Here is a 15095-nt window from a genome sequence, read left to right on the forward strand (position 1 = left end):
GGTTCTGGCGAGTGAATCTTCCAAAATGACGGTTTCAGGGGGGCGCTCATTTATTGATGAGGGTTCTCCGGCACATGATTTCTTTGTGGTTACAGGCGGTCGGGCCAAATTATTTACACTTCTCCCTGACGGAAGGCGGCAAGTGACCGGCTTCGCGGAGGGAGGAGACTTCCTCGGGCTTGCAGCGTCTGACAGCTATGCGTTCAGCGCAGAGGCGCTCGGAGGTGTTTCGCTGTGTCGTTTCCCTCACGCAAGTATGCAGCGACTCACGGCGCGCTTCCCAAATCTGGAACACAGATTGAGGGAGGAGGCGTCGCGCGAGCTTGCGCTGATGCAGGCGCGAATGACGCTTCTGGGGCGCAAGACGGCGCGCGAACGGCTGGCAACGTTTCTGATTGAACGCTGTCAGGGCCCGCACCGGGCTGCGCCTGTTCTGAAGCAGCCCATTGAAATTGATCTGCCAATGCCACGCACCGATATTGCAGACTATCTGGGGCTCACGATCGAGACAGTAAGCCGCACGTTCAGTCTGTTTCGGCGCGAGAAGCTGATCAGTGTTCGCGGCATTACACATATTACTTTGCTTGATCCTGAGCGTATTTCTGCGATTGCGGATGGTATGGAGTGAAATATCCGTAATGGTGCGGGTAGTCCTTAAGACTATCGGAGCGTAACTGTTCTGGCGTGCCATGTTCCTGCCACACCTTTCTGGTGGGTTATGGATAAAGCCGTTACAGGAGAAGTCATGATCAATCGTTCCACATTCCGTTCAGTTCTTTCAGCGGGCCTTATGGTTTCTGCGTTGGTTGTTGCACCAAACGTTCATGCGGCTGACACAACGGGCACGACGTGCCAGAAAAGCACGGGTTCTGACGCTGTGAGCCGTCTGGCGCAGCGCGAAGACTGCCTCAACAGCCGTGTTCAAAAATACAAACAGAATGCACAGCTTGATCAGCAGGCCCGCGAGAAAAAGATTGCGGATCTCAAGAACAAGTACACCAACGCTCCGGCGAACGAGCGTGCAAAGCTGGCCAGTCGTATTCAGAACGAGCAGTCCAAGCTGACCTCTGCACGTGACACGCAGGTCAAGCGTTTGCAAAACCTTCAGAATCAGCCGGCTCAGCAGCAGGAGCGCGTTAATGCTCTTGGTAAGAAGGCGCGCTCTGATGTCGGGAATTTCCTGAACGGCGGTCTCTGAAAATACAGACCCGGGATGCGTGTCCCGGGTCTTGTTTATTACAATGCACGGAAGGCGGCCAAAGCCCTTTCACGTCCTTCCTTGAGGTCAACCAATGGGCGTGGGTATGTTTTCCCCAGCGTGACGCCCGCGCGATCAAGGATGTCTTCTGGGGCGTTCCATGGCTCGAACAGGGCCTTGCCATCCAGCTTCTTCAGTTCAGGCACCCACTGGCGGATATAGTCTCCGTCCTGATCAAATTTCTGAGCCTGAAGTGTCGGGTTAAAGACCCGGAAGAACGGTGCGGCCTCAATGCCGGTCCCTGCGACCCATTGCCAGTTCGTTGTGTTGCTGGCCCAGTCTGCGTCCACGAGGGTATCGCGGAACCACTCTTCTCCCCTGCGCCAGTCAATCAGCAGATGTTTGGTCAGGAAAGAACCTACGATCATGCGGGCTCTGTTGTGCATCCAGCCTGTTTGCCAGAGCTGACGCATTGCTGCGTCCACGATCGGAACGCCTGTTTGGCCCTGCTGCCATGCTTTCAGGTCAGTGTCGCTGTTACGCCATTTCAGAGCATCGAATTTGGCGCTGAGGTTGCGTGTCGGCATCTGGGGCATGTGAAAGAGCGAGTATTTTGCAAACTCGCGCCATCCGATTTCCGCAAGGAAAGTCTCGCTGCCTTCGCCATGGCTTCCTTTTGAGATGATGGTTGCCCAGATCTGGCGGGGAGAAATTTCACCGAAAGCCAGATAGGGAGAAAGCCGCGATGTTCCCTCTCTCGCGACGAGGTTTCTGCCTGTAGCGTAGTGCGACATGGCATGCGCTACGAAGTCCTGCAGATGTTCCTGCGCTTCTGCCTCGCCGGGTTCCCAGGTCTTTCGCAAGCCTGCGGCCCAGTCCGGCTTGGTGGGGAGCAGACCTGCTTCGTTAAGGTGGGATTTAGGCAGCAGGGTTTCGGCATTGGGGTGAAAAGTTATGCCCTGCGGGACATCAAGAGGTTCGGGGACGTCATGTTGTCGGAATGCCTTCCAGAACGAACCGAAGACCCGATAAAACCCTCCTTCCTTGGTTCGGACTGTTTCCGGTGGCAGCAGGGTTGTGCCGCAGAACTCCCGAACATCTATGCTTTCCGTGCTTAGAGCTTTGGCGATCTGTGCGTCCTGCGCTCGTTCGTTTTCATGAAGGCGGGTGTGCCAGTGGATGCTGGCAGCATGGGTGACGCTGGCCAGTGCCATAATCGTGTCTTTTGAGGGGCCTCGCAGTACGAGCAGGGACCCTCCATGCCCAGCCAGATTTTTTTTGAGATGTGCGAGCGCGCCGTGCAGCCACCAGCGCGATGCACCGCCCAGGGGTCTTAGTGGCGGGGTTTTGTCGTCCAGAACATAGACACAGAGCAGTGGGCGTCCGGTCTGTGCTGCGTCGTGAAGTGCTGGGTGGTCTGAAAGGCGTAGATCATCACGAAACCAGACAATGGCGGGTCGGGATGTTCTGGATGAAGGCGGCATGAAGTCCTCGCGAATGGCAAACTGTAGAGGAAAGCGTTCGGAACGGCGGATCGTTCGGCCGGTCTCATGACAATCGTTACAAATGGGAAGATGTTTCGTCTGCGACAGGTTTGAACTTTTACCGTCTTAGCGTGTTGTTCGAGGGAACACGCTTCATCAAGGAGTTTTCATAATGTCCATCAAGTCCATTGCTCGCGTCGCTCTTTCTCTGACACTTCTGTCCGGTGCAGCAGTGTCCCTTTCGGCCTGCAACACCATGCGTGGCGCCGGTCAGGACGTGAGCTCGGTCGGTCATGACGTTTCGCGCGGCGCGAACAGCGCGCAGGCAGGCATTGAGCGTCACACCACGGCCTCTCCGAACTAAGAAGACTTTCTCCCGCTCTGGGAGAGATGGACCGCCGGCCTTCGGGCCGGCGGTTTTTTTGTGTCTTCGGGCGGCCTCTGAAAGCTGTGATGAGGAGAGCCCTTGCCATTTCGGGTTTGCTGTCCCCATATGTCGGGAAGATGAACAGACGTTCTCGGGGCGGGGTGAAACTCCCCACCGGCGGTATTGGCAGGATTCGTTCTGCCTGAGCCCGCGAGCGCCTTCTTTCCTTCAGGAAGGGAGGGTCTAGCAGATCTGGTGAGACTCCAGAGCCGACGGTCATAGTCCGGATGAGAGAGAACGCAGCCAGACCCGCCAAGGGTTCGGAGACGTGCGCCCTGCGCATTCAGTCTCCGTTCCTGACGTAGGTGCTGCTGACGTGCGCGCCCTGTGAGCGTCCCGAATGATGGGACCTTTGAAGCAGCCTTGTCTGGACAGACATCATTTTCCGATACGTTGGCTCTGGCGCATATTCGTGCGGGATTTCGTGCAGCTATTGCGCGGGCTGTGGAAACGCTTGGCGCGACGGCTCCCAATCCTTCTGTGGGTTGTGCGTTGTTGGATGCCGAAGGAAAAATCCTGACTGTCGGTGTCCATCCAGGCGCCGGGCAGCCGCATGCGGAGGCTCAGGCACTGGCGCAGGCGCGGGAGGCGGGTGTTCTGGGGCAGGCACGCGTGGCGGTCGTTACGCTTGAGCCCTGCAACCATACCGGCCGGACGCCACCGTGCAGCGAAGCGCTCCGGAACAGCCCGGTTCAGGAAGTTTGGATTGGGGCTCGTGATCCTAACCCACAGGCTTCCGGTGGCGCTGATCGACTGCGGCAGGCCCCGGGATCAAAACGGGTGATGCTGCTTTCCGAGCGCGCGGATATGTATGATCTGGCGATGGATTGTGAGGCGTTGCTTGCACCATTTGCGAGCCGGGTTGTGCGGCATCGACCTTGGCTGAGCGTCAAACAGGCTCTGGATGAACGCGGTTCCATGATCCCTCCTGCAGGCCGCACCACGTTTACTTCCGATGCCTCTTTGGATCTTGCCCATCGTCTGCGTCGCGCGACGGATGCGATTGTGACGGGGATCGGGACCGTTCTGGCAGACCGCCCGCGCTTTACGGTGCGTAGGGTTGCTGATCATGAGCGGTCCACGCCCCGGGTACTTGCGGTGTGTGACAGGCACGGGCGCCTGCCAGAGGACTGGCGGCGGGACATGAAGCACGCGGGCTTCGAAGTTGTGATCTGTCCAGAGTTGCTGGCTGTTCCTGCCATGCTGGCAGATCGCGGTGTGAATTGGGCCCTGATCGAAGGTGGTCCAGCGCTTTTGAAAGCAGTTTCGGAAGCAGACCTTTGGGATGACTGGCTGACCATTCGCAAGGACGGATTGTCAGACCGGATCGAGCTTAAATCGAAGGCGGAAAGTCCGCTGAGACTGTTGAGGGAAAACGCATGTTCTCTGGCATTATAGAGCGTCTGGGCCGTGTTCGCGGGGTTTCCCTCCGGGACAAGGCGATGGACCTGAAGATCGCGACGGGTCTGAAGGATCTCGAGCTTGGAGAAAGCATCGCGGTCAATGGCGTGTGTCTGACTGTCGGATCGTTTGATCCTGATGGTCTGGCGGACTTTCATCTCAGCGGTGAGACACTCTCACGGACGGGCTTCTCCCAGCTGCAGGAGGGGGATGTAGTCAATCTCGAGCGGGCTGTTGCGGCCAATACCCGGCTTTCCGGCCATATCGTGCAGGGACATGTCGATGGCCTTGCGGCTCTTTCCAGCGTTGAGAACGCAGGGGATTCCTATGCCTTGCGTGTGTTCGTACCGGGGGGGCTGCGCCAGTACGTGGTGGAGAAGGGTTCTATCACGTTTGATGGCATCAGCCTGACCGTCAATGAACTGCATGAAGACATCGTGCATGGAAATGAAGCGGGGTTTGAGGTCGGGTTGACGATCATTCCCCATACCTGGTCTCACACTGCGCTTTCCACGCTCAAGCCCGGAGACCGGATCAACGTGGAGGTAGATGTGCTGTCCAAATACGTCGAGACGCTGCTGCGCTTCTCGCCATCGCTTGGAAGGTCTGCATCATGAAGCCCTCGCTGAAAGCTGCCATCGACGCCATTCGTGCGGGCGGCATGGTTATCATGGTGGATGATGAAAACCGTGAGAACGAAGGTGATCTGGTGATGGCCGCGCAGTTTGCGACGCCGGAGGCCATCAATTTCATGGTCAGGGAAGCGAGGGGTTTGGTCTGCCTGCCGCTCGAGACAGAGCAGGCAGACCGCCTTGGGCTTGCGCCCATGGTGGCGAGGAATCGCGACCCGCGTGGCACCGCCTTCACGATCTCGATCGAGGCGGCGACGGGTGTGACGACCGGGATCTCTGCGGCAGATCGCGCACGCACGATCGTGGTGGCGGCGAGCCCGGATGCTGTTGCGGAAGATCTGGTCTCCCCAGGGCATATCTTTCCGCTCAGGGCCCATCCAGAGGGCGTTGTTGTCCGTAATGGTCATACGGAAGGGTCTGTTGATATTGCGCGGCTGGCTGGTCTGGTTCCTGCGGGGGTGATCTGTGAGATCATGGCGGATGACGGGAGCATGATGCGCCTGCCTGAGCTTCGCCGCTTTGGCGCGCGTCATGATTTGCCGATTGTCAGTATTGCCGATCTGCAGGAGTGGTGCCGTGAGCACGGGCGCACACCTGTATCCGAGCAGATCGTGACGCCCGTTCCCTCTGCGGGGGAGATGGTTGCAGTGTCAGACCTTCCAAGCCTGTTTGGCGGCCATGACCTGAAAATCCATGCATTTCGCGCCGTGGATGGTGTGGAGCATGTCGCGCTGGTGAAGGGAGATCCTTCCAAGGGGGTCCCGCTCGTACGTCTGCATTCAGAATGTGTGACGGGTGACGCTCTGGGGTCCCTGCGCTGCGATTGTGGTGCACAGCTCCGGGAGGCGCTGGAGCGGATTTCGGCAGCGGAATGTGGTGTGCTGGTTTATCTGCGCGGCCATGAGGGGCGTGGGATCGGGCTTGCCAACAAGATTCGGGCCTATGAACTTCAGGATCAGGGACTGGACACCGTTGAGGCCAACGAGGCGCTCGGTCTGCCAGCGGATGCGCGCGAATGGGGGGCTGCCGCCGACCTGCTGCGGCATCTGGGCGTTACATCCCTGACATTGCTGACCAACAACCCGGACAAGGAAAGCAGCCTTGTTCTGGAAGGCTTCGACATCCGTTCGCGTGAACGGCTTGAGATTGCCGCCAATCCTTTCAATCGGGCCTATCTTGCGACCAAGCGGACGCGGATGGGGCATTTTCTTCAGGAACAGCCAGCATGAGCAAACATATTCCCGTCGCGCCTGATCTGCGCCTCTCTCCTGCACCGAAGCTTGCGATTGTTGTCAGTCGCTTCAACACGGAAATAACGGGTGGCCTGAAGAATGGTGCGCTTGAATGGCTGGAAGAGCGCAATATCCATGATGTGGATGTCTATGATGCTCCGGGTGCCTTTGAGCTTCCGCTTCTGGCGCAGCGCCTTGCGAAGTCTGGAAATTATGAGGGTGTGATCTGCCTTGGGTGCGTCATTAAGGGAGACACGGCGCATTTCGAGTTCATTTCGCTGGGCGCGACAATGGGCATCATGCAGGCTCAGCTCACAACGGAAGTACCGATCGCGTTCGGAATTTTGACGACGTACACCGAAGGACAGGCTATTGCCCGCTCCCGTGCGGATGCTGAAAACAAGGGCCGCGAGGCTGCTGCGGCATGCGTGGAGAGTGTCGCGTTTTTGCGGAATGTTCCCGCAAAGGCCTGATGCAAACGATTTGGGCGCTCTCTCGAACTGTGGCTGGATGCTACGGTTATCCGGCGAGAGCGCCTTTGCTGTTCAGGCGCAGGTGGGGCTGGTGATGCCTTCCATGATGGCTATGTACGTGAATGCATCGTCCTGAAATGACCTTTTATTGCTCAGCTCGGCGCAGACGCTGAGATTTTTCCTGCTTTTATGGCTTCCAAGAAAACGCTCCAGTCTGCTTTTGTCTGATCTGCATACAGCACCGAGAAGCTGGCGATGGCATCTGCGAAAGTGTCGTTTTTGCCAATATATCCGCTGATGACGGCTACATCTCCGGATCTGGCATGGGCGCGGGCAAGTGTCCGGCCACAGAGTTCAGCGTAATCCGGCAGGCCGTCTTGTGCGACATCCGAGCCGATGGCGGCGAGCCGCGTGTCTTTGAGACGGCGGACGTAGAACTGTTTTCCTGCGCCCGAGAGGGGGGGTGCGCTATCTTCGGCTTCGTCGGTGCCGGCAGTATGTGTCCAGCCGAGGAAAGAGTCTGAGGCAGCCTGCATGATGCGCTGGCCCGTGACGACACGCTCACCTTGGTTATGGAAAATATTCCCTCCTGCGAAAGGTGCAAGGACGGATTCCTGTGCTTCCTTGATCTGTAGCAGCAGCGTGTCTCCGTCTGGCGTTGCGAAGAGGCCGATGGCGCAGAATGTGCCGACACTTCCAACGCCCACGACTTTGAAGATGATGTCCTGCAGGTGATAGCGGGAGAGCAGGATGGCACGCTCGGGGGGCTGAGTTGCAACGTAGCGGGCAAACGCGTCACGGATTGTGTTTTCATGTGCGGGCAGGCGCATGACCAGCGGTGGACGCTCGCGGAAAGCGGGTGCCTTGTTGTCGTAGGAGACAAGGCCGAAATGCTGCTGAGCGCTTTCCAGTCGCGCATCCAGGCGGCTTCGGATCTGCTTGCGGACGTGTTTGTCTGAGAAGTTATCGATTGCGGCAGAGAAATCGATCCGGTTTGTCCAGATTTCGAGGGGCGTGAGGGGCTCCAGCCTTGCCATCTCTGCGGAATAGGACTGCGCCATTGCCACGGCCAGTGCACGGGCCGATTTTTCTGAGGCACCGTTTTCGCGCCCGGCTAGGACCAGTGATGTGCCGAGCCGCTTGATATCCCATTCAAAAGGTGCGGCGAGAGTCTCGTCGAAGTCATTGATGTCGAAAACGGGTGTGCCTTCGGGCGAGGTATAGCTTCCGAAATTTGCGAGATGGCAGTCTCCGCAGCTTTGTACGTGCGGGCCTGCACTTTCTGTCGTAGCGAGATCTGCAGCCATGACAATTGCAGCCCCACGCAGGAAAGCGAAGGGAGAGGGGCTCATGCGTGCATAGCGGACTGGCAGCAGGTCCTGAATGCGGCGTTCACCCTGCTTGATTAGGAGATTGACGGGATCAGGTCTGTCTTTTGGAGCGTTCCATGAGGCGTGATCTCCACGAGCATTTTTCTTTCTGAGAGACGCACCGAAAGCATGTCGCTCCTGACGGGTCATGGTGTTCGCGCCAGCTGCAACGGATGTGAGTGCAGGAGAATTCTGTTCTGTGGGCATCAGGAGGTGTGCCTTTCAGGAAAATGCTGACTGGAGCGTCTGGTCGGCGATTTTCAGGGAGTCAATTGCTGTCTGCTGTACCAGATGCCGCCCTGCCATGGATGTCACCAGAGGGGGTATCGACAGGAGTATATGGAAGAGCGCCCCTTCCCATACTGACCAGCGTAGCAGGAAGGAGCAACACTGTGAAATCTTTGTGGGGTGACTCTAGCCGGGGCTGGTAGGCTGTTGTTTTGCGAACCATGGGATCATCCGCTGGATGGCGTCTTCGATACGGTCTGTGGAGACAGCAAAGCTGAAGCGCATGAAGCGGTTGCCATCAAGAGGATCAAAATCCACGCCGGGAGCGGTGGTCACGCCGGTTTCCAGCAACAGTCTCTTGCAGAATTCGAGGCTATCGTCAGTCAAATGCCCAATATCGGCATAAATGTAGAATGCGCCGTCAGGAGGGGCGATGTGGTTAAGGCCCAGCTTTGGCATGGCTGCCAGTAGCAGATCTCGGTTACGGCGATATGTTTCCAGATGGCCGTCCAGTTCGTCCATGCAATCAAAGGCGGCAAGCCCGGCATGTTGGCTGAGCGCTGCGGGCGTAAGGAACAGGTTTCCCATGCGAGCCCGGGCAGCATCTATTTTTTCCGGGGGAACAACGAGCCATCCCAGGCGCCAGGGTGCCATACTGAAATATTTGGAGAAGCTGTTGACGATGAGGGCGCTGGCGTCGAATTCCAGCACGCTGCGTGCTGGCTCACCATAGCTCAGGCCGTGATAGATTTCGTCTGAGATGACCTGGATGCCACGGGCTTTGCAGATACGGACGATCTCTTCCATTTCAGCGCCGGGCAGGATTGTTCCTGTGGGATTGGCAGGGCTTGCGATGATGAGACCGTCGGGCGCTGGGTCGAGGGCTGCGATTGCGGGCGCCGTCAACTGATAACGCTCTGCGGCACCACATTCGATTTCGATGGGCTCCATGTGCAGGGTGCGAAGGGTGTTGCGATAGGCCACATAACCCGGGCGTGCGAGGGCGATCCGGGCGCCGGGCACGAAGCATGTTGTCAGGGCGAGAACGAGCGCCGGGGAGGCGCCACAAGTCAGGATGATCTGGTCTGCCTCAGGTGAGACGCCATAAGTGTCCTGATAGTGGCGTGCGATCCGTGCTTTGAGCGGTTGGCTTTCCCAGTAGCCCATTGGGTCAGTTTGCAGGACATGTTGCGCGCGTTCGATGGCGGCCTTTGGTGCCCCGGTCGACGGCTGACCGAATTCCATGTGGATGATGCTGCGGCCTTCGGCGGCGAGGCGGTGGGCAAGCGCGCTGATGGTGATGGCATGAAACTGGTCGATGGCCGGGACGGTCATGAAAACTTCCGAAAATCGTGGAAAAACGGATATCAGAACCGACGATAGACCAGTTCGGGAGACTCTGCGCGTTCCACCGCTTCGGTTATCCGTTCGTGGAACGGAGACAGTGAGCAGACCGGATCGACATTGGCAGCATTGCCGGTGAGTGCCAGAGCCTGACAGCGGCAGCCGCCCCAGTCTATTTCCTTGCGGTCGCAGGAACGACAGGGTTCGGGCATCCAGTCCGTACCACGGAACATCGAGAACAGTTCAGAGTGGTTCCAGATGTCGGCCAGTGGCATGTCGCGCACGTTGGGGAATGTTACGTTCGGGATGATTTCGGCGGCATGGCAGGGCAGGATGCGGCCAGATGGCGTGACATTCATAAAGCGCTGCCCCCATCCTCCCATGCAGGGTTTGGGTTGATCTGCATGATAGTCCGGCGTGACGTAATCGATTGCGAGGCCACCTTTGGCGCGCTCGGCCTCTACTGCGCGCGTGCTTTCCTCAAGCTGCTCCCGGCTGGGCAGGAGGGCATCACGGTTTTTCAGGCCCCAGCCATAATATTGGGTGTGTGCAATTTCGACGCGTCCTGCGCCGAGTTCGCGGGCCAGGGCAAACATCTGCGGGATACGGGCGACGTTTTCGCGATGGACAACGAAATTCAGCGTCATCGGAATGCCGGACGCTTTGATGAGCTTTGCGGCTTCCAGCTTTTTGCCCTGAGCGCCCCGTAATCCTCCGATACGTTCAGCGCCCTCTTCCGTGACATCCTGAAAAGAGAGCTGGATATGGTCCAGCCCGGCCTTTTCGAGGGCATCAAGGTTGGCAGCGTTCATCAGGACGCCGGAAGTAATGAGGTTCGAGTAGAGGTTCAGGTCTCGGGCGAGAGCGACCAGTTCCACGAGATCGGGCCGCGCCATGGGCTCGCCGCCCGAGAAATGGACCTGCAGCACGCCCATTTCGGCGGCCTGTTCCAGCGTGCTGCGCCAGCCAGCGGTGTCCATTTCCAGCGCCTTGCGCTCCAGTTCCAGTGGATTGGAGCAATACGGGCATGAAAGCGGGCAGCGATGTGTGAGTTCTGCTAGCAGGCTCATGGGCGGGGCGGGAAGTGTCATGCGCGCAGAACGCCCTTTTCCGTCAGGTCAGAGAGAAGGGCGTGGACATCCGTGCCGATCACCTCTGGCGGTGCGGAAAACTGCTCCGCAAGCCGCTCGATGATGGTACCGACAGACGTTTTTCCGTCAATGAGGCGCAGGATGTGGGACGCTGTTTCCTCGGCGATGAACGCCTTTTCAGGCGCCTGGATCAGCCAGATATCGCGCACGCGGTCATGCTGGAGGCGATGGCCACGTGTGAAGGAAAGAACGCTCTCATCCGTCACGCTCATGGGATGAAGGCACCGGGGGGGATGTGGCCTTCGACATAGGCATAATCAAGGGCGTCCAGCATGGACCACAGTACGGAGCATTTGAATTCCAGTGCGCCAAGCACTTCTTTCTGCTGCTCTGGCGTACGGGCATGTTCGCGAACATAGGCCAGCGCAAAGTCTGAATCGCGGGGGGCCTGCGTGAGGCGTGGCGTGAAATAAGCCATCGTTTCCTCGGACACGAAATCATAATGGCGAAGCATGCCGGAGACGCGTTCGCTGATGATCGTGGGGGAGAAAAGCTCCGTCAGGGAGGAGGCTATGGCCGCCAGAATTGAGCGATCCCGCACGAATTCGACATAAGCTTCCACGGCGAAGCGCGTGGTGGGTAGAAGACCGTCGGTGCTTTCGACGTATTCCCGATTCAGCCCTAGCCCGTCGGTCAGTTTTAGCCAGCGTGCGACGCCACCCGTGCCGGGTTCGGTACCGTCATGGTCTTCGATCCGGCGACGCCACTCGCGGCGTAGCTCTGCGGTAGGAAGGCGTGCGAGGAGGGTCGCATCCTTCGCCGGGATCTTTGCCTGATAATAATAGCGGTTGAGCGCCCATGCCTGAACCTGTGCCTTGTTTAGCTTGCCATCGTGAAGCTTGCGATGGAACGGGTGTCTGTTGTGGTAGCGTTCGGCGCCGATCTCGCGCAGGCGGGCTTCAAGTTGGTCCGGGGTCAGAAGCGTCATGGGGTCTCCAGTCTGAAATTCATGCCGTCTTCCGCAACGGTCCATCCCGCGCGTTCGACTGCACTGCGTTCTGGACTGTCCTCAAGCAGAATGGGGTTTGAGTTGTTGATATGAATCAACACTTTGCGTGGTTTTACGCAGGATGTGAATGCTTCAATCGGTCCGCCGGCGTCATTGACGGAAACATGCCCCATGCGCTGGCCCGTTTTCGGGCTGAGGCCGGCACGGATCATTTCGTCATCGCGCCAGAGTGTGCCATCGAAAAACAGGAGATCGGCGCGGGTTGCCCGCTCCACAAGTTCGGGGGTGATGTGGGCGCAGCCGGGCACGAACATCATCACGCGTCTGCCGTCACTGATGGACAGGCCCAGCGTTTCGTCGGGGCGGGAGCCGGATGCTTCTGCGTACAGTGGCGCTTTACCGGGGACTGCGAATGCGGTGAGCGTCAGGCCGGATGGTGTTCCATCCTTGCAGACCAATGGCGTTGGTGTGTCGAGGATCAGGGGCACGCGCGGTACGATATTGCGGTCTAAGGCGTCGAATACCGGGTTTGCAGCGAGCTGATCGAGTGTTGAATCGCTTCCCATCAGGGTGAAGGGTTCGCGTTCCCTAAGCGTCAGGAGGCCTGTGATTGCGTCAATTTCGCCGCAGGTCAGGATCACGCCCTGAATGGGAGTTCCGCGCAGGCTTCCGCGATGCTGAAGGGCTGGAGTGGAGAGAATCTGCTGTCTGAGATCGGGGGCGGCATTGATGACGAACCAGCGTTCGCCGTCTCCGCTGACAGCGATGGAGGCCTGGGTGCGAGGCTTTGCACCCTGACCGGAGCGGGCCGTAAGGCAGCCCGGGGCTGCCGAGTTCCATTGGGGAAAACCCCCGCCGGCGGCTGCGCCGAGGACGATAACGTCGATCATGAGTTCAGGAAAACTGTCTTTTTCAGGGGTACAAAAACAAAACGGCCGCCCCGGGAGGCGGCCGCTGCATTCCCGTTAGGGAAAAGCGAATTACTTCTTTTCGCCGCAGACGTAGGAGTTGATTTCTGCGCCAAGCGGGATTTCGGTGATTTTTGGTGTGTTCCAGGCCATGCTTCTTCTCCCTGATCGGAATCGATGCCGTGAGCAGTCAGGCCACGGCTTCGTGTTCAGTTAGCGAACTGATCGCTCTGGAGTTCAAGGGGTTTTTTGGGCAGAACACGAAACTGTGTCCTTGGCTGCACTTTTTTGTATGGCTAAACTTTTTCACCGTCGCAGGCAGATTCAATGGCTGGCAGTGCGCCCGATGACCCGCGTGATTCCGCATATTCGGGCCGCTTCATGCCGGATATGAACACAGCAAAGCGGGAAAGCGGCCTTGCGGACGATGAGCCGATTCCCGACCCGCGCCTGGATCGTGACATATTGCGTCAACATATGAATGTTCGCGATATCTGCGTTTTGATCCTGACGGTTCTGGCTGTTTTCTACTCCCTCTACTTTACATCCGCGATCATCCTGCCGTTCGTATTTGCGCTGGTTCTGAATCTTTTGATGATCACGCCGATGCGTTTGCTTCATCACAAGCTGCGCCTGCCGCGCCATCTCGCTGCTTTTCTGTTGATCGTGGTGATGTTCGGAATTGTTGGAGGCATTGCCACAACGATCTCTGTGCCTGCGGCAGCATGGCTTTCCAAGGCATCCCAGACTCTTCCCGCTCTTCAGAGCAAGCTCGCGGTCCTGCATGCGCCGATCGATGCAGTTCAGAACTCCTATGCGCGTCTTTCCGCGATGTTCAGCGGGCATCACGTGCATACTTCAACAGCATTGTCCGGGCAGATCGGCAGTGATTCTGCCCTGAGCAAGCTTGGGTCCAGCGTTCTGGCCGGGACACGGGAAGTGGTCAGTGGCTTCTTTACGATGCTTCTGATGCTGTTTTTCCTCATGACGGATGGTGACACCCTTTTGCGGCGTCTGGTCGAGATCATGCCGACTTTTGCCGACAAGCGCCGCATCGTGGAAATGTCCAGCCAGATCGAGCAGAACGTTTCGCTGTATCTGGTCACGATAACGCTCATGAACCTTCTGGTGGGCCTTGCGAACATGGTTCAGTGCTGGGCGACTGGCATGCCCAATCCCCTGCTATGGGGCGTGCTGGCCTTTTTGCTGAACTACATTCCGATCATCGGGCCGCTGACGGGTGTGGTTGTGTATTTCATCGTTGGGCTCTTCAGTTTCCCTTCGCTACTTTATGCGCTTGTGCCGCCATCCATCTATCTGCTGATTCATTTTCTGGAAGGCGAGACCATTACGCCGATGCTGCTCGCCCGTCGGTTTACGCTCAACCCGGTATTCGTCATGGGGTCGCTGCTGTTTTGGGACTGGATGTGGGGAATTTCAGGGGCGTTCCTGTCTGTGCCGATGCTTGCGGTGTTCAAGATCGTCTGTGATCACATCGAAACACTGGCGCCGCTGGGCCATGTGCTGGGTGGCCCACCCAGACGCAGGACGTTGAGCACGATTGCCGTCCAGTTCCAGACGGACCCGTAAGTTCTGGTCAAAACGAACATATCCGGGCTAGATGCGGCTATCAATCAACAGCAAAGCAGGAGCTGCCCACCATGACCCAACAGACCCGACGTGGTGTTTGTCTGGTGATTTCGGCTCCATCGGGTGCGGGTAAATCGACCATTGCCAATGCGCTGCGTGCGTCTGAGCCCTCGCTGTCTCACTCCATTTCCGTGACGACGCGTTCCCCTCGGCCGGGGGAAGTGGAAGGGGTGCATTACCATTTCCGGGACATGGAAACATTCCGGGGTATGGCCCAGAATGGTGAGCTTCTGGAGTGGGCAGAGGTGTTTGGCAGAGGGTATGGAACACCACGGGCGCCCGTGGAAGCCGCGCTTGAAGCCGGGCAGGACATGGTGTTCGACATCGACTGGCAGGGGCACAGGCTCCTGCGTGAAGCCATGCCTGATGATGTGGTCAGCCTGTTTGTTTTGCCGCCCTCACTGGAGGAGTTGGAGCGCCGTCTTCACAAGCGGGCTTCTGATGATCCATCCGAAATTGCCAAGCGCATGAAAGCGGCTCTGGACGAGATTTCCCACTGGTCTGAATTTGATCACACGATCATCAACTCGGATCTGGACAAGGCCATTTCCCAGGCACGTTCAGTGCTGACGGCGGCAAAGCTTTCTACCCGACGTCAGCGGAATCTTACCCAGATGGTCGCAAGCTTCTCCCGCGACTGAGGCGATC

General features: G+C 58.1%; 17 protein-coding genes and 1 riboswitch. Of the genes, 9 read left to right on the plus strand and 8 right to left on the minus strand.

Annotated features, from left to right (window positions below; translation table 11 throughout):
* The first annotated feature begins 25 nt into the window (after positions 1–25).
* Both GWA01_RS11505 and GWA01_RS11510 read left to right on the plus strand, forming a co-directional pair.
* Positions 26–628, plus strand: a complete 603-nt coding sequence (locus tag GWA01_RS11505; protein ID WP_306416068.1) for a Crp/Fnr family transcriptional regulator — start codon at positions 26–28, stop codon at positions 626–628.
* Between the two features lie 117 nt (positions 629–745).
* Positions 746–1198, plus strand: coding sequence for a hypothetical protein (locus GWA01_RS11510; protein WP_228118600.1), 453 nt, complete (start codon positions 746–748; stop codon positions 1196–1198).
* 38 nt (positions 1199–1236) lie between these two features.
* On the opposite strand, the gene GWA01_RS11515 is transcribed toward GWA01_RS11510, so the two are convergent.
* Positions 1237–2682, minus strand: a complete 1446-nt coding sequence (locus tag GWA01_RS11515; protein WP_146798150.1) for a cryptochrome/photolyase family protein — start codon at positions 2680–2682, stop codon at positions 1237–1239.
* A gap of 172 nt (positions 2683–2854) precedes the next feature.
* Between GWA01_RS11515 and GWA01_RS11520 the strand changes: the two genes are divergently transcribed.
* The 5 genes from GWA01_RS11520 (at position 2855) to ribH (ending at position 6847) form a co-directional block, all read left to right on the plus strand.
* Positions 2855–3046 carry an entericidin A/B family lipoprotein gene (locus GWA01_RS11520; RefSeq protein ID WP_146798152.1) on the plus strand — a complete coding sequence of 64 codons (192 nt, stop codon included), beginning with the start codon at positions 2855–2857 and terminating at the stop codon, positions 3044–3046.
* Between the two features lie 146 nt (positions 3047–3192).
* Positions 3193–3352: riboswitch (FMN riboswitch) on the plus strand.
* A 120-nt stretch (positions 3353–3472) separates the two neighbouring features.
* Complete coding sequence (gene ribD / locus GWA01_RS11525; RefSeq protein ID WP_146798154.1) at positions 3473–4507, plus strand: bifunctional diaminohydroxyphosphoribosylaminopyrimidine deaminase/5-amino-6-(5-phosphoribosylamino)uracil reductase RibD; 1035 nt, start codon at positions 3473–3475, stop codon at positions 4505–4507.
* Entirely contained in the window at positions 4489–5127 is a 639-nt protein-coding gene (locus tag GWA01_RS11530) for a riboflavin synthase (protein WP_146798156.1), read from the plus strand. The genes ribD and GWA01_RS11530 overlap by 19 nt, the downstream gene beginning before the upstream one ends.
* A complete protein-coding gene (gene ribB, locus GWA01_RS11535; protein ID WP_146798158.1) occupies positions 5124–6371 on the plus strand; it encodes a 3,4-dihydroxy-2-butanone-4-phosphate synthase in 1248 nt (415 codons plus the stop codon). The genes GWA01_RS11530 and ribB overlap by 4 nt, the downstream gene beginning before the upstream one ends.
* On the plus strand, positions 6368–6847 hold the full coding sequence (gene ribH, locus GWA01_RS11540; RefSeq protein WP_146798162.1) for a 6,7-dimethyl-8-ribityllumazine synthase: 480 nt from the start codon (positions 6368–6370) through the stop codon (positions 6845–6847). Before ribB ends, ribH begins: the two co-directional genes overlap by 4 nt.
* Before the next feature lie 152 nt (positions 6848–6999).
* Here the strand turns inward: ribH and GWA01_RS11545 are convergent, their stop codons facing one another.
* From GWA01_RS11545 to pqqA, 7 genes are all read right to left on the minus strand, one after another.
* The gene (locus tag GWA01_RS11545; RefSeq protein ID WP_371858446.1) at positions 7000–8367 is read right to left on the minus strand and encodes a DUF2252 domain-containing protein; all 1368 of its coding nucleotides are present in this window, start codon (positions 8365–8367) and stop codon (positions 7000–7002) included.
* 264 nt (positions 8368–8631) lie between these two features.
* Entirely contained in the window at positions 8632–9780 is a 1149-nt protein-coding gene (locus GWA01_RS11550) for a pyridoxal phosphate-dependent aminotransferase (protein WP_146798169.1), read from the minus strand.
* 32 nt (positions 9781–9812) lie between these two features.
* Entirely contained in the window at positions 9813–10880 is a 1068-nt protein-coding gene (gene pqqE, locus GWA01_RS11555) for a pyrroloquinoline quinone biosynthesis protein PqqE (protein WP_146798172.1), read from the minus strand.
* Positions 10877–11152 (minus strand): pyrroloquinoline quinone biosynthesis peptide chaperone PqqD, encoded by a 276-nt coding sequence (gene pqqD / locus GWA01_RS11560; protein ID WP_146798175.1) that lies wholly within the window; start codon positions 11150–11152, stop codon positions 10877–10879. Before pqqD ends, pqqE begins: the two co-directional genes overlap by 4 nt.
* The gene (gene pqqC, locus GWA01_RS11565; protein ID WP_146798178.1) at positions 11149–11868 is read right to left on the minus strand and encodes a pyrroloquinoline-quinone synthase PqqC; all 720 of its coding nucleotides are present in this window, start codon (positions 11866–11868) and stop codon (positions 11149–11151) included. The genes pqqD and pqqC overlap by 4 nt, the downstream gene beginning before the upstream one ends.
* Positions 11865–12779, minus strand: coding sequence for a pyrroloquinoline quinone biosynthesis protein PqqB (gene pqqB, locus GWA01_RS11570; protein ID WP_146798181.1), 915 nt, complete (start codon positions 12777–12779; stop codon positions 11865–11867). Before pqqB ends, pqqC begins: the two co-directional genes overlap by 4 nt.
* Before the next feature lie 90 nt (positions 12780–12869).
* The gene (gene pqqA, locus GWA01_RS11575) at positions 12870–12950 is read right to left on the minus strand and encodes a pyrroloquinoline quinone precursor peptide PqqA (RefSeq protein ID WP_035978951.1); all 81 of its coding nucleotides are present in this window, start codon (positions 12948–12950) and stop codon (positions 12870–12872) included.
* Positions 12951–13178: 228 nt separating this feature from the next.
* Between pqqA and GWA01_RS11580 the strand changes: the two genes are divergently transcribed.
* The gene (locus tag GWA01_RS11580; RefSeq protein ID WP_371858447.1) at positions 13179–14387 is read left to right on the plus strand and encodes an AI-2E family transporter; all 1209 of its coding nucleotides are present in this window, start codon (positions 13179–13181) and stop codon (positions 14385–14387) included.
* Between the two features lie 71 nt (positions 14388–14458).
* Entirely contained in the window at positions 14459–15088 is a 630-nt protein-coding gene (gene gmk / locus GWA01_RS11585) for a guanylate kinase (protein WP_146798185.1), read from the plus strand.
* Positions 15089–15095 lie beyond the last annotated feature (7 nt).

The organism is Gluconobacter wancherniae NBRC 103581, assembly GCF_007988885.1.
GTDB classification, from domain to species: Bacteria; Pseudomonadota; Alphaproteobacteria; order Acetobacterales; family Acetobacteraceae; genus Gluconobacter; species Gluconobacter wancherniae.